The sequence below is a fragment of the Flavobacterium notoginsengisoli genome, from assembly GCF_014207905.1.
GTDB lineage: Bacteria > Bacteroidota > Bacteroidia > Flavobacteriales > Flavobacteriaceae > Flavobacterium > Flavobacterium notoginsengisoli_A.
The window spans coordinates 197,093-212,377 of the sequence record NZ_JACHLB010000007.1 but is presented as its reverse complement, the minus strand read 5'-3'; the positions used below and the strand labels follow the sequence as shown (position 1 = coordinate 212,377).

The window sequence follows — 15,285 nt, the reverse complement described above, 5'->3', positions numbered from 1 at the left end:
GTTCGACTTTAACCTTACTTAGCGTTATCTTAAAGTTTGCTTAAGATTGCGATTTTGTTTTGATCTTGAGATAAATGTGCTTTTTCAGGTTCAAAAATCTTTATCTTTGACTAAGAAAAAATGAAAACAAATCTTAGAAATTACGGTACATGCATATTTTAATAGTAGAAGACGAATTAGGAATTGTTCAGTTTTTAAAACAAGGTCTTCAAGAGGAAGGTTATCAGGTAACAACCGCGAATGATGGTTCTAAAGGCTTTGAATTGGTTCAAGATCAGAAATTTGATTTGATTCTTTTAGATTGGATGCTTCCCAAAATAAACGGATTGGATTTGTGTAAGGCCATAAGAATTAAAGACCAAATTACTCCCATAATATTTTTAACGGCAAAAGATACGGTTCAAGAAACAATTGAAGGTTTAAAAGCGGGAGCAAACGATTATATCAAAAAGCCATTTAGTTTTGAAGAACTTGTAGAACGTATAAAAGTTCACTTTAGAAATAAAATCAAAACAGAAGTTCTGACGTTGGGAAACATTACAATTGATTTATCTAAACATATTGTTTCTAAAGATGCGGAAGAAATTTCTTTGACACAAAGAGAATTTGAACTGCTAACGTATTTGATTCAAAATAAAGGAAAAGTTTGTACTAGAAATCAGATTTTGAGAGATGTCTGGGAGATTAATTTTGAATATGATACAGGAGTTATTGATGTTTTTATGAATGCAATTCGTAAAAAATTGAACCTTAAAATTGAAGAAGATTATATCAAAACTATCCGCGGAATTGGTTATATCGCCAATGATTAAAAATGACATCACTATCTTTTAAAAATCGAATTGCCCTAAATTATATTGTTGGAACCGGACTTCTGGTTTTGGCTGTTTTTTCAGCTATTTATTTCATTGTAAAACTGACTGTTTACAACCATATTGATGAGAATTTAAGAATCGAAATTGAAGATCACTTAAAAGAAATCAGAATGGAAAACAAGAAAGTAATTTTTATGGACGCTGAAGAATGGGAGGAAAGAGAACATAATTCTGTCGATGTTAATCCTGTTTTTGTTCAGTTTTTTGATTTGAATAAAAGGATTATTGAAAAATCTCCCAATCTTAAAAATGAGAAACTAATTTTTCATGAAAATAAAGAGCATTTTCAGCTTTTTGACACCAAATTATTAGGAAATAAAATTCGTCAAATTCAAGTTCCACTTCATGTAAAATCTAGGAAAGTTGGGTATTTAATTATTGCAATGTCCCTTTCTGATTCTTCAAAAGTTTTAGAAAATCTGTTGGATACTTTGATGATTGCTTTTCCAATTATCCTTTTGATACTATTTTTCCTTGCACGTTTTTACGCAGGAAGAAGTATAAAACCAATAAATGATATTATTTACACTTCAAAAATTATCACAAAAGATAATTTGAAATCGAGAATTCCGCTTCCAAAAACAAGAGATGAATTGTTTACGCTTTCCAAAACAATTAACAATTTATTGAATCGAATTGAAGATGCCATAGAACGCGAAAAACAGTTTACTTCAGATGCATCTCATGAACTTCGAACGCCGTTAACAGTTATTAAAGGAACACTTGAGGTATTGATTCGTAAAACACGTGATAGTAAGGAGTATGAAGAAAAAATTAATTACTGTATAAATGAAGTAGATCATTTAAATTCTCTTGTAGATCAATTGCTTATGATGGCTCGTTTTGAAAATCAAAAGCAAAATGTAGAGAAAGAAAATGTGTATTTGAATGCGGTAATTTTGGATGTTCTTACATTAAATGCTGAGAAAATTAAAGCGAAGAAACTCAATGTAAAATTAGAAGCTTCAGAAGAGTTTAGTATCTACTCTGATAATTATTTAACGGTAACGATTCTTCGAAATATTATTTCAAATGCGGTAAAATATTCTACAGATGAAACTGATATTAAAATTTCGTTGACTAGAGAAAAGGATAAGATAAACTGTGTTGTTTCAGATCAAGGAATTGGCATTGCAAAGAAAGATTTAGAGTCTATTTTAAATCCGTTTTTCAGATCAGATTCGTTAAGTCATTCAGAAATTAAAGGAACTGGTTTAGGTTTGTTTATTGTAAAAAGAATGACAGATTTGCTTGAAATTAAATTTAAAATAGAAAGCGAAATTGGTAAAGGAACTAAAGTTTTATTGGTTTTTGATGAATTTGATAATTCGTTAAAGTAATTTCAAAATTATTGGGCTAAAAGCCGTTTAGGATGTTTTTTAACAATAAACTATCGTTAAGTTAAAATAAAAATTGCTTTTTAATTAATTTATCTAGTATATTTGCAACCGAATCAAAGAAGTAAAAAATACAACAAATCATGATTTCAATTCAATTACATCATCATCATCTACATTATTGCTCTCAAGCGATGTGTTAATGGTATGCGTGTAAATCATCATATTTTAAAACCCGTTTGAGTACATCAAACGGGTTTTTTAATTCTAACTCTCTTTGTACTCAAACTATCAACCAAACAAACAACTAAAAAAAATGAGTACTTTAAAAATTGCAATTCAAAAATCAGGTCGTTTAAACGAAGACAGCATTCAAATCTTAAAAGATTGCGGTATTTCAATCAACAACGGAATCGATCAATTAAAAGCAGAAGCTTCCAATTTTCCTCTAGAGGTTTTATACCTAAGAAATTCGGATATTCCTCAATATCTAATTGATGGAGTGGTAGATTTGGCAATTGTTGGCGATAATCTTTTGGTAGAAAAAGGAAAAGGAATTGAAGTAGTTCAGAAATTAGGATTCTCAAAATGTAAAGTTTCTGTAGCTGTTCCTAAGACTTTTGAATATAATTCTGTTCAGGATTTAGCTAATCTGCGTATTGCTACATCTTATCCAAACACAGTAAATGAATATTTCAGTAAATTCGGATTGACTGTAGATATTCACCAAATTTCTGGTTCTGTTGAAATTGCGCCAAATATTGGTCTTGCTGATGCTATTGTAGACATTGTTTCAAGCGGTAGTACTTTATTCAAAAACAATTTAAAAGAAGTTGAAGTAATTCTGAAAAGTGAAGCAGTTTTAGCTGTTTCGCCAAAAGTTTCGCCAGAAATACAAAAACACATTGATACTTTAAAATTTAGAATTCAGGCCGTTTTAAGAGCTAGAAATTCGAAATATATTCTAATGAACGTTCCAAATGACAAAATCGACGCCGTTGGAAAAATTCTTCCAGTTCTAAGAAGTTTAACCGTTTTACCACTAGCACAAGAAGGATGGAGCAGTGTTCACTCTGTAATTGACAAAGACACTTTCTGGGATGTAATTGATCAATTGAAAGAAGTTGGTGCAGAAGGAATTCTAGTTTGTCCAATTGAGAAAATGGTTCTGTAAGGTATTCGCCTGCTATAGGCAGTAAGCTTTAGGCATTAGGCTTTTGAAAAACTTACTCCTTACGCAAAACACAAACACAACGTTAATAAAGCCTAAAGCCTACAGCTTAAAGCTTAAAGCTTAAAAAAAATGAATAAAATAGACAATCCAAAACCAGAAAGCTGGTCAGAAATATTAAAAAGACCAACTCAAACTATTGATGATATTGAGGTTACGGTAAAAGAAATTTTCAGAGAAGTGCAGAAAAAAGGAGATGAAGCTGTAGCAAAATACACTTCTATTTTTGACGGAATTTCTCAAGATAATTATGAAGTTTCTTTAGATGAAATAAACGAGGCAATTGCATTGATTCCAAACGAATTAAAGGAAGCAATTCAATTAGCAAAAGAAAATATTTACAAATTTCATAAAGCTCAGAAAACAGATAGAGTTGAAGTTGAAACCATTGAAGGCGTAAACTGTTGGCAGGAAAAAAGACCAATCCAAAAAATCGGTTTGTATATTCCAGGCGGAACAGCGCCATTGTTTTCAACGGTTTTAATGCTGGCTGTTCCTGCTGAAATTGCAGGTTGTAAAGAAATCGTATTGTGTTCTCCACCAGATAAAAAAGGGAAAATTAATCCCGCAATTTTATATGCTGCTAATTTATGCGGTGTAACTAAAATTTTAAAAGTTGGTGGAATTCAAGCCATTGCAGGAATGACATTCGGAACGCAATCTATTCCTAAAGTATATAAAATCTTCGGACCAGGAAATCAATTTGTAACTGTGGCAAAACAATTAGCGACTCAATTTGGTGTTGCCATTGATATGCCGGCGGGACCTTCAGAATTGCTAATTGTAGCAGATGATACCGCAGTTCCGGCTTTTGTCGCTTCAGATTTATTATCTCAAGCGGAACACGGAACAGATAGTCAGGTGATTTTGGTTTCTACCTCGAAAAAATTAATTGCAGAAGTAGAAAAAGAAGTTCAGTCGCAATTAGAAGTGCTTCCAAGAAAAGCTATCGCAGAAAAAGCTATAGAAAATTCGAAACTAATCTTTGTTGAGAATGATCAGACGGCTTTGGAGTTAATCAATGAATACGGACCAGAACACTTTATAATTTGCTCGGAATATGATGATTTCTATTGCAACGGAATCGTAAATGCGGGTTCAGTTTTTATTGGGAATTATACTCCTGAAAGCGCTGGAGATTATGCTTCTGGAACCAATCATACACTTCCAACAAATGGTTATGCAAAAAATTACAGCGGTGTAAATTTGGATAGTTTCATGAAATCGATGACTTTTCAAAAAATATCAGAGAAAGGAATTCAAAACATTGGAAAAGCAATAGAATTAATGGCTGAAGCTGAAGGATTGCAAGCACATAAAAATGCTGTAACCTTACGTCTGCAGTCTTGCGAGGTTTCTAAAACCTCGTAGGTCTAAATAGATTTCCAGTTTATAAGCTTAACAAGTAATACCTACAAGATTTTGAAAACCTTGCAGGAATAAAGAAAATAAAATGAGCACATTCGATATAAATACAATAACAAGAGAAAACGTAAAGTCTTTAAAACCCTATTCTTCTGCGAGAGATGAGTTTGAAGATTTTGATACAGCCGAAATGATTTTTTTGGATGCGAATGAAAATCCGTTTCAAAATGGAGTAAATCGTTATCCAGATCCGCAACAGAATTCGGTTAAAGCTATCTTGGCAAAAAATAATTTGATAAAACAAAGTCAGATTCTGTTAGGAAACGGAAGTGATGAAGTTCTTGATTTGCTTTTTAGAGCTTTCTGTGAGCCTAAAAAAGATAATATAATTTCGTTGCCACCGACATACGGAATGTATGGAGTTTTAGCAAATATCAATGCGGTTGAGAATAGAGAAGTTCTTTTGACTACAGATTTTCAGCCACAAGTTGAAAAGATTTTAGAAGCTGTTGATGAGAACACTAAAATTATCTTTTTATGCTCGCCAAATAATCCAACAGGAAATTCTTTTTCGGATGAAAGTGTGGTGAAACTGCTTCAGAACTTTAAAGGTTTGATTGTAATTGATGAAGCTTATATTGATTTTTCAGATAAAGAAAGCTGGTTGGCAGAAATAGATGCGTATCCCAATTTGGTGATTACTCAAACTCTTTCTAAAGCGTATGGTTTGGCTGGAATTCGTTTAGGGATTTGTTATGCATCTGAAGCGGTCATTTCAATTTTAAACAAAATTAAACCGCCTTATAATGTAAATGAATTAACACAGCAAAGAGCAATCGAGCGTTTAAAAGATTTTGATAAAATAAAACAAGAAATAGCTTCTATTGTTGAACAAAGAGAAGAATTACTTAAAGTTTTACTTGAAGTTGATTTTGTAGAAAAAGTTTATCCAACAGAAGCCAATTTTATTTTGGCGAAAGTGGACGATGCTAACAAAAGATACGATCAATTAATCCAAAAAGGAATTGTAATTCGTAACAGAACCACACAGCCTTTGTGCGAAAATTGTCTTCGTTTCACAATTGGAACGAAAGAAGAAAACGCTGTTGTAATTAGAGAATTGAAGTTGTTGTAATAGAGAGAAAAAGAATATAGAGCAAAGAATAAAGAAAATTTACAGAGTTTTAGCGATAGGATAAAGAATCTATTCTCTGTACTCTATTTTCTTTATTCTAAAAAAACAAAATATGAAAAAAGTACTTTTTATCGATCGTGACGGAACGATTGTTTTAGAACCTGAAAATTATCAATTAGACAGTTTGGATAAATTGGAGTTTTATCCAAAGGCATTTCAATATTTAGCAAAAATTGCCAACGAATTAGATTATGAATTGGCAATGGTTACCAATCAAGACGGCTTAGGAACAGACAGTTTTCCAGAAGACACTTTTTGGCCAACACAGAATTTCATTCTAAAAGCTTTCGAAAATGAAGGAGTTGCTTTTGATGAAATCTTCGTAGACAGAACTTTTCCAGAAGAAAATGCACCGACACGTAAGCCAAGAACTGGTATGTTGACAAAGTATTTAAATAATCCAGAATACGATTTAGAAAATTCTTTTGTATTAGGAGATCGTTTGACTGATGTAGAATTAGCTAAAAACCTTGGTGCAAAAGCAATTTTCATGAATGATACTGATGGTGCAGGAAGCAATGAAATCTCAGCAAAACGTGAAGAATTGAATGAAACAATCGTTTTGCAGACAATGGATTGGAAGAAAATCTATGAGTTTTTAAAATTAGAGGCTCGTTCTGCATCTATTACAAGAAAAACAAACGAAACAGATATTTACATCAATCTAAACCTTGACGGAACAGGAAAAAGCAAAATCGATACTGGAATTGCGTTTTTTGATCATATGTTAGATCAAATTTCACGTCATGGTCAAATGGATTTAGAAATCACAGTAAAAGGCGATTTAGAAGTAGATGAGCACCACACAATCGAAGATACGGCAATTGCTTTGGGTGAAGTTTTCGCGAAAGCGTTAGGAAACAAATTAGGAATAGAACGCTACGGATTCTGTCTTCCAATGGACGATTGTTTAGCGCAGGCTGCAATTGACTTTGGAGGAAGAAACTGGCTGATCTGGGAAACGGAATTCAAACGTGAAATGGTAGGTAAAATGCCAACAGAAATGTTCTATCACTTCTTCAAATCGTTTACAGACGGTGCAAAAGCAAATTTAAATATCAAAGCAGAAGGAATCAACGAACATCACAAAATTGAAGCGATTTTTAAAGCTTTCGCGAAAGCAATAAAAGTAGCCGTAAAAAGAGATACCGAAAAAATGATTTTGCCTTCAACGAAAGGAATGTTGTAAAACGCTATAAGCTTTAAGCAATAGGCAATAAGCCTAAAGCTTACGGCTTAAAGCTTAAAGCTTTTTAAATGAAAATAGTAATTATAAATTACGGAGCAGGAAATATTCAGAGCATTATGTTTGCGATTGAAAGATTGGGTTTTAAAGCCGTTTTGAGTAATGACCGAGAAGAAATTAAATCGGCTGACAAAGTAATTTTTCCAGGCGTAGGCGAGGCGAGTTCTGCTATGAGCAAACTTCGTGAAAGCGGTTTAGATGATTTAATTCCAGAATTGAAACAGCCTGTTTTAGGGATTTGTCTAGGAATGCAGTTGATGTGCAATAAAACTGAAGAAGGAAATACTGAAGGTTTAGGAATTTTTGACGTTGATGTTTTGAAATTCTCAAACAACGTAAAAGTGCCTCAAATGGGTTGGAATCAGATTTATGATTTAAAATCGGAGTTGTTTAAAGGTGTTTCTGAAAATGAATTCATGTATTTGGTTCACAGTTTTTATGCGCCAAATTGCACCGAAGCAGTTGCAACAACAAATTATGATGTTGAATATGCATCGGCTTTGCAAAAAGATAATTTTTATGGAACTCAATTTCACCCCGAAAAAAGCGGTGATGTTGGAGAAAAGATATTGGGTAATTTTTTAAAAATTCCAATTTCTTAAATCCCAAATTCCAATTTGAAATATCAAAAATCGATAACAATCAAAATACCAAAAACCAATTTCAATTTTTAGAATCTAAAATCTAAAATCAGAAATCTAAAATATCAAAAATGAGAATAATACCAGCCATAGATATCATTGAAGGAAAATGCGTTCGTTTGTCCAAAGGTGATTATGATACCAAAATAATTTACAATGAGAATCCGCTTGAAGTAGCAAAATCATTTGAAGCGCACGGAATTGAATACTTGCATTTAGTAGATTTAGACGGTGCAAAATCAAGTAAAATTGTCAATTATAAAATCTTAGAACAAATTGCGACACAAACAAGCTTAAAAATCGATTTTGGTGGCGGATTAAAATCAGATGATGATTTGAGAATTGCTTTTGAAAGCGGAGCAAATCAAATCACAGGCGGAAGTATAGCAGTTAAGAATAGAGCAATTTTCGAAAAATGGATTTCAGAATATGGTTCAGATAAAATCATTTTAGGTGCTGATGCAAAAGACGAAAAAATTGCTGTTTCTGGTTGGTTAGAAGAATCAAATGAAGATTTAGTTCCTTTTATTCAAGATTATCAATCAAAAGGAATTGATTATGTTATTTGTACCGATATTGCAAAAGACGGAATGCTTCAAGGCCCAAGTTTTGATTTATACAGCAAAATTTTAGCGGAAGCAAAGGGAATCAAATTAATCGCTTCTGGAGGAATTTCAACTTTCGACGAATTGCCAAAACTAGCTGAATTAGGCTGTGAAGGAACAATTATAGGAAAAGCAATTTACGAAGGAAGAATTACTTTGAAACAACTTGAAAATTATATTATTGGTAAAATGTAAAAAGTGAATTGTGAAATGAAAGCTAAGCCTTTTATTAAATACCATTTCACATCTTACCTCTAACAATTAACAAAAAGAAAATGTTAGCAAAAAGAATCATACCTTGCTTAGATATAAAAAACGGAAGAACCGTAAAAGGTGTTAATTTCGTTGATTTGCGCGATGCTGGAGATCCAGTTGAGCTTGCTGAAATTTATTCAGCTGAAGGCGCAGATGAATTGGTTTTTCTAGATATTTCGGCAACAGAAGAAAGACGTAAAACACTAGTAAATATGGTGCGAAGCGTTGCTGAAAAAATTAATATTCCATTTACAGTTGGTGGCGGAATTTCGTCTGTTGAAGATGTTGATGTTCTATTAAACAACGGCGCTGATAAAGTTTCAATCAATTCATCGGCTGTAAAAAATCCGCAATTGATAAATGATTTAGCACAGAAATTTGGTAGCCAATGTGTTGTAGTTGCAATAGACGCAAAACAAATTGACGGACAATGGATTGTGCATTTAGTTGGAGGAAAAGTGCCAACTGAATTAAATTTATTCGATTGGGCAGTCGAAGTTGCTGAACGTGGAGCAGGAGAAATACTTTTCACATCAATGGACAACGATGGAACCAAAAACGGTTTTGCAAACGAAGCTCTGGCTAAACTTTCAGAATTGGTAAATATTCCGATTATTGCATCTGGAGGAGCTGGAAACATACAACATTTTGTAGATTCGTTTAAAGAAGGAAAAGCAGACGCCGCTTTGGCAGCAAGTGTTTTTCACTTTAAAGAAATTGAGATTAAAGCTCTAAAACAGGAACTTAGAGATAACGGAATTGAAGTTAGACTTTAATTTAAGAAACAAGAAGAAAGAGGCAAGATTTAATAAAAAATAAAAGAGTTCGAGAATCTAAATTCTGAATTCTAAAATCCAAAATAATTATGGAAATCGATATCAAAAGTGCACACGGATTAATTCCGGCAATAATTCAGGATTCAGAAACAAAAAACGTTTTGATGTTGGGTTACATGAACGAAGAATCGCTTCAAAAAACAATAGAAACTCAAAAAGTTACTTTCTTCAGCCGTTCAAAACAAAGACTTTGGACAAAAGGTGAGGAGAGTGGCAATTTTTTAAATTTAGTTAGCATCAAAAATGATTGCGATGGTGATACACTTTTAATTCAAGCAAAACCTGTTGGACCAACTTGTCATACAGGAGCCGATACGTGCTGGCAAGAGCCAAATAGCGCCAATTATGGCTTTATTTCTCAATTAGAAAATACAATCAAAACTAGAAGAGAAAATGCTGATTCAGAAAAAAGTTATGTAGCTTCTTTGTTTGAAAAAGGAATCAATAAAATTGCTCAAAAAGTTGGAGAAGAAGCCGTTGAAGTCGTAATTGAAGCAAAAGATGATAATGATGATTTGTTTCTTAGCGAAAGCGCCGATCTATTATTTCACTATTTGATTTTATTGCAGGCAAAAGGTTATCAGCTGAATGATGTTATTGAAGTTTTAAAGAAACGTCAGAAATAGCACAAACTTGTCATTTCGAGGAACGAGAAATTGCACTAGAAACTCCGCAAAGCATATCTCCAATCTTTGTCGATTAACTAGTGCAGATTTCTCTTTCCTCGAAATGACAGAAAAATATATTATTTTAGTATAAAATAACATTGATATGAGATTAGTTGTATGCTTGCTTTTATTCTTCATTCCGACTTTAAACTATGGTTTTAAGAAAAATGTCATGCCTTATTCTATTGTCATTTCTAAAGCCGTTTTGATAGTTGACGGAACAATCTCTAAAGTTTCAAAAGACGAATATCAATTTAAGATAGATGAGTTTGTAAAAGGAAAATCAAATCCAAAAATTAATGTAACTATTTGGAAGGAATGGATTTGTGACCCTAGAATAAAAGAGTTGAAAACAGGGCAGAGATTAATTCTATTTTTAGAAAAATCACCAAATGGCAATTATTATCCAATTAATTATAGTACAGGGGAACTTTATGTAGATAATAATGCTTTTATCGATATATTTCTTCCAAAAGATTTTTCAAATCCAGAAGCTTTAAAGCAAGGAATTCGTATGTTTTTAGAGATATATAAATGTTTTGGAGATTTAAATAACAGGTTTTATGCAAATATCTACTTTGTTAGAAATAAATCCATTTTTGAAATTTATGAGATGAAAATGACTAATTCGTCATTTGGCTATTTAGTCGATAATGCTGATTATTTTAAAGTGATTGAATTTCTACAATTTCAATTCTTTAAAAACTATTCCGTAAACTCAAATACTGCAAATTCAGCTGGTTGATGAAAGCCAAATTTTAGACTCTTATAAGTCTGTAATGCAAGATATTCAATTGTGTTACCGTAATCAATTCTAAAAGTATTTCCTTTCCATTTTGTTCCTGTTTTTGGTTTCTGAAAATTCCCGTTTTTTATTTTTTCAAGACTAGAAAATGGAATTTTGATTTCAACAGTATATCCTTCAGGATTTATTTTGCTTACTGTTTCCATTCCCTTTATGTCAAAATTAGTTTCCGTTTTCCAGCCGCCACAATCAGGAGAAATACACTTTAAGAGTAAATCATAATTTGTTGAAAATGCGTTTACTCCAACTTCTATATAATTTTGGCTGTCTCCATCTGGATCTATAAAAAATTCTACTAAATCGTCGGTGTAAAAAATCTGAGAATCTTTCTTTTTAGGACTTCCTTTAATCTCAGAATCAATGCAGTTATAAGCAATAAAAAGGTTTTCGTCATTCCACGAAAGTGAAACAAAAGTATTTTGCGTTGCTTTTTCCCCGGAATTATGAATTAGAAACGGACCTAAAAATGGTGTTTCCCAATCGGATAAAATTCCATCTACAATTATCTGTTTTTTTGCTTTGTGAATTGGAATGTTTTGTGAATTTGAAGAAAACGAAAATAGAGCAGCTAAAAAAGCAAACATTGCATTAAATCTCATAATGAAGTCTAGTTATTTAAAAGCACTAAAATAGAGAAGAATAATGAATTTAACCGTAATTTTTTTGTTTTCAAAATAATAAAAATCTAAAATTATTGATCTGAATGTTTACATTTGTTGAAGATTAAGCTGGTTTAATTGCCTAATTATTTCAAATTTATAAATAATGAAAAAATACTTTGGTGGCGTAATTTTCGCCTTTTTGGTTGGTTTTACGGCCAATGCTCAGGGACTTTTAAACAAGTCTGAAACTGTTTTTACACATCAGGATACTTTACGCGGAAGCATCACGAAAGAGAGAGCTTGGTGGGATTTAAAATATTATCATTTAAATGTAAAAGTAAATCCTTCTGAAAAGTCAATTTCAGGTTCAAACACTGTTCGTTATACTGTTTTAACAGAAAATAACAGAATGCAGATTGATTTGCAGCAGCCAATGAACATTACAAAAGTTACCCAAAACGGAAAAGATTTGAAGTTTGAAAGAGATGGAAATGCTTTTTTTATCACTTTAAATGAAAAACAAAAAATAGGAGATACAAAAGAAATCGTAATCTCATATGAGGGTAAACCGAAAGAAGCGGTTAGAGCTCCATGGGATGGAGGTTTTTCTTGGAAAAAAGACAAAAATGGAAAAGATTTTATCGCGACTTCATGCCAAGGCTTAGGTGCAAGTGTGTGGTGGCCGTGCAAAGATCATATGTATGATGAAGTAGAAAATATGCTAATTAGTGTAAATGTTCCAGGAGATTTAACAGAGGTTTCTAACGGAAGATTGCAAAGCGTTAAAAAAGAGAAAGACGGAACAAAAACTTTCAATTGGTATGTTTCAAATCCGATTAATAATTATGGTGTTAATATTAATATCGGAGATTATGTGAATTTCTCTGAAGTATTTAAAGGAGAAAAAGGAGATTTAGATTGTAATTATTATGTTTTGAGAGATAATTTAGCTTTAGCAAAAGAGCATTTTAAAGACGCTCCAAAAATGTTGAAAGCTTTTGAAAATTGGTTTGGGCCTTATCCATTTTATGAAGATAGTTATAAATTAGTTGAAGTTCCGTATTTAGGAATGGAACACCAAAGTTCTGTTACTTACGGAAATCAGTACAAAAAAGGTTATTTAGGAAGAGACTTAAGTGGAACTGGATGGGGATTAAAATTTGATTTTATTATTATTCACGAGTCAGGACACGAATGGTTTGCAAATAATATCACTTATAAAGATATTGCAGATATGTGGATTCACGAGAGTTTTACAAATTATTCAGAAAGTCTTTTTCTTGAGTATTATTATGGCAAAGATGCTGGTGCAGAATATGTTATTGGTTGCAGAAATAATATCGAAAACGATAAGCCAATTATAGGCCATTATGACGTAAACAATGAAGGTTCTGGAGATATGTATCCAAAAGGAGCAAATATGTTGCATACTATTCGTCAGATAATCAATGACGATGCAAAATGGAAATCAATCTTAAGAGGTTTAAATAAAACTTTCTATCATCAAACGGTTACTTCAAAACAGATTGAAGATTATATCAATGAGCAATCAGGAATTAACTTTAATAGAGTGTATGCGCAATATTTGACAACTACTAAAATTCCAGTTTTTGAATATATGTTCAAGAATGGAACTCTAGGTTACCACTGGACAAATTGTGTTTCTAAATTCGATATGCCAGTTAAAGTTAAAATTAACGGCGTAGAAACTTGGCTAAAACCAACTACAGATTGGCAGTCTATTAAAACAGAAAATGAAGATAGAAAACTAGAAGTAGATAAAAACTTCTATGTTACAACTTCTAATATAGTCGAATAAATTCTTTTAATTTTTAATAAAAAAATCCCAAATTCCAATTAAAAGCGGACTTTGGGATTTTTTATGTTTTAAAGATAAAGTTTGTCATTTCGACCGAAGAGAGAAATGACAAAAGAACCTTGAAATTCAAGGCTTTTTTTTATTGGAATTTGGAATTTAAAAATTGTAATTTAAACATTCATCGATTGTTCAACTTCGCTTTTTCCTTAATAATATCAGCGATTTTCCTGTTTTCGATTTTGCTTTCCAGCCACGAAATAATATCTAAATATAAGAAAGCTCGTTTCTCGTAAGTGTTTTTTTCAAGTTCAACAAAACGAGCATGCATTTTCTTGAATTCCTTCTTAATATCAGCAGGATAAAAGTTATTTAAGTTTCTCAGGAATTTGATAATTTCTTTTTGAACCTCATGTAAATCATTCATTTTCAATAGGAACTTATACGTGCTTTTTAGATGATTTTCTAAATAATAATCTTTTCCTAATTCATAATGTGCAATTAAAGATAACAATCTCGCAAAACACATTAAATCCTCACGCATTGTTAAGTTCTTGTTATTGATTATTTTATCTAAGTAATTGATGCATTCATTGTATTTTTCAACACCAAAATATATAGAAGCAATTTTGTAGAAAAATACCATTTCGTGATGCTCGTCAAGATGCTCACTATGAATTTTTAGTTTACTTAGAATCTCAGGAATTAAGTATTCGCTCTCGGCGAAAGTACCTTCTAAAATATGCAAGTTTAATTTGTTGTTGTATACATACAAGAAAGATAACGAAGCTAAATTGTCGTTTGTTGGAAATTTAGGATCTGCAATAGTTTCTTCTAGTAAATTCAGGTATTTTTTGAAATTCGATTTATACTTTAACATATAAAGCGATTCTAAGAAATAATGATTCCCTTTTAAGAAAAATACAGGATTCAGATAAATCATATTAGGATTATCGTAGAAAAGCTGCACCCATTTATAAGCAAACTTGTAACTGGCTAGGAAATCCTGAACCAGAAAGCTTCGCCATAAATTAGCATTATAAAACCAGTATTTTTCTCGAAAACCAAACTTGCTTTCATCCAGTTTAGCAATATGTCTGTTAAAATAGTCGTCTATATATTTGTATTCGGCATCACTTTTTACATAACCTGTTTTCAGCATGATTCCATATAACTGAAGCGATAGATTAGAAAGCTTGCTTGAAATGGTATTACGATAATTTAATTCTTTCGCCTGAACAACCAATTCGTCGGCACGACCTTGAATACTTCGAGTAATATACTGGGATTCGATTAATTTTTCAAACTCAACAATTTCATACGCCATATATTTTTCATCATTTTCAAGCGCCTGTTGTTTTGTTTTGTCTAAAATTTTCAAACTCTGCTTATATAATCCTTTATTATAAAGAATAACAGCAAAATCCATTTGTTCGCGAAGCTGGTAACGAATATTCTGGCTCGGAATATTCAATCGAATACTAACTAAAATTTGTTTGTATAAATATGATTTTAAGTTAGATAGCTGTACTTTTTGGATAACACCACTTTTGAGAATGAGTTTTTCATCATACACTTCAGATTTATCCAAAATATTGAATAATTCGATAAATTTTGTATTTGAACTCGTCTCTAATCGGCTTGCAAAAATTTTAAACTGCCTTTTTTCTGATTTCGAAAGTGATTTGATTAAAACAAATAAGAAATCTTTTTGATGGTTAGCCATTGTAAAAAATAATAATGTAACTTATTGATAATAAAGTATTTAATAAGGTATAAATCGTTTTATGAACAGTATAATTTCATTA

At 31.8% G+C, this 15,285-nt stretch carries 14 protein-coding genes; 12 read left to right on the top strand and 2 right to left on the bottom strand.

Features of this window, described 5'->3' with window-relative positions; genetic code table 11:
• Nucleotides 1–149 precede the first annotated feature (149 nt).
• The 11 genes from HNP35_RS20125 to HNP35_RS20075 all read left to right on the top strand — a co-directional run bounded on the left by HNP35_RS20125 (nt 150) and on the right by HNP35_RS20075 (nt 10,999).
• A complete protein-coding gene (locus tag HNP35_RS20125; protein ID WP_184166010.1) occupies nt 150–812 on the top strand; it encodes a response regulator transcription factor in 663 nt (220 codons plus the stop codon).
• A gap of 2 nt (nt 813–814) precedes the next feature.
• Nucleotides 815–2,215 (top strand): sensor histidine kinase, encoded by a 1,401-nt coding sequence (locus HNP35_RS20120; protein WP_184166014.1) that lies wholly within the window; start codon nt 815–817, stop codon nt 2,213–2,215.
• A gap of 313 nt (nt 2,216–2,528) precedes the next feature.
• Nucleotides 2,529–3,386, top strand: a complete 858-nt coding sequence (hisG, locus tag HNP35_RS20115) for an ATP phosphoribosyltransferase (RefSeq protein WP_026729805.1) — start codon at nt 2,529–2,531, stop codon at nt 3,384–3,386.
• A gap of 129 nt (nt 3,387–3,515) precedes the next feature.
• Nucleotides 3,516–4,814 (top strand): histidinol dehydrogenase, encoded by a 1,299-nt coding sequence (gene hisD, locus HNP35_RS20110; RefSeq protein ID WP_184166017.1) that lies wholly within the window; start codon nt 3,516–3,518, stop codon nt 4,812–4,814.
• Nucleotides 4,815–4,896: 82 nt separating this feature from the next.
• The gene (hisC, locus tag HNP35_RS20105) at nt 4,897–5,943 is read left to right on the top strand and encodes a histidinol-phosphate transaminase (protein ID WP_184166020.1); all 1,047 of its coding nucleotides are present in this window, start codon (nt 4,897–4,899) and stop codon (nt 5,941–5,943) included.
• A 112-nt stretch (nt 5,944–6,055) separates the two neighbouring features.
• Nucleotides 6,056–7,192 (top strand): bifunctional histidinol-phosphatase/imidazoleglycerol-phosphate dehydratase HisB, encoded by a 1,137-nt coding sequence (hisB, locus tag HNP35_RS20100; RefSeq protein WP_184166022.1) that lies wholly within the window; start codon nt 6,056–6,058, stop codon nt 7,190–7,192.
• Between the two features lie 68 nt (nt 7,193–7,260).
• Nucleotides 7,261–7,851, top strand: a complete 591-nt coding sequence (gene hisH / locus HNP35_RS20095) for an imidazole glycerol phosphate synthase subunit HisH (RefSeq protein WP_184166024.1) — start codon at nt 7,261–7,263, stop codon at nt 7,849–7,851.
• Nucleotides 7,852–7,961: 110 nt separating this feature from the next.
• Nucleotides 7,962–8,690, top strand: a complete 729-nt coding sequence (hisA, locus tag HNP35_RS20090) for a 1-(5-phosphoribosyl)-5-[(5-phosphoribosylamino)methylideneamino]imidazole-4-carboxamide isomerase (protein ID WP_184166026.1) — start codon at nt 7,962–7,964, stop codon at nt 8,688–8,690.
• 80 nt (nt 8,691–8,770) lie between these two features.
• On the top strand, nt 8,771–9,526 hold the full coding sequence (hisF, locus tag HNP35_RS20085; protein ID WP_184166028.1) for an imidazole glycerol phosphate synthase subunit HisF: 756 nt from the start codon (nt 8,771–8,773) through the stop codon (nt 9,524–9,526).
• A gap of 89 nt (nt 9,527–9,615) precedes the next feature.
• Nucleotides 9,616–10,212, top strand: a complete 597-nt coding sequence (gene hisIE, locus HNP35_RS20080) for a bifunctional phosphoribosyl-AMP cyclohydrolase/phosphoribosyl-ATP diphosphatase HisIE (RefSeq protein WP_184166030.1) — start codon at nt 9,616–9,618, stop codon at nt 10,210–10,212.
• Nucleotides 10,213–10,357: 145 nt separating this feature from the next.
• Complete coding sequence (locus tag HNP35_RS20075; RefSeq protein WP_184166034.1) at nt 10,358–10,999, top strand: hypothetical protein; 642 nt, start codon at nt 10,358–10,360, stop codon at nt 10,997–10,999.
• On the opposite strand, the gene HNP35_RS20070 is transcribed toward HNP35_RS20075, so the two are convergent.
• The gene (locus HNP35_RS20070) at nt 10,960–11,658 is read right to left on the bottom strand and encodes a carbohydrate-binding family 9-like protein (RefSeq protein ID WP_184166037.1); all 699 of its coding nucleotides are present in this window, start codon (nt 11,656–11,658) and stop codon (nt 10,960–10,962) included. The two genes, HNP35_RS20075 and HNP35_RS20070, sit on opposite strands and share 40 nt — an antisense overlap.
• Nucleotides 11,659–11,824: 166 nt before the next feature.
• On the opposite strand from HNP35_RS20070, the gene HNP35_RS20065 reads away from it, so the two are divergent.
• A complete protein-coding gene (locus HNP35_RS20065; protein ID WP_184166040.1) occupies nt 11,825–13,480 on the top strand; it encodes a M1 family metallopeptidase in 1,656 nt (551 codons plus the stop codon).
• 178 nt (nt 13,481–13,658) lie between these two features.
• Here the strand turns inward: HNP35_RS20065 and HNP35_RS20060 are convergent, their stop codons facing one another.
• A complete protein-coding gene (locus HNP35_RS20060; protein WP_184166043.1) occupies nt 13,659–15,203 on the bottom strand; it encodes a hypothetical protein in 1,545 nt (514 codons plus the stop codon).
• Nucleotides 15,204–15,285 lie beyond the last annotated feature (82 nt).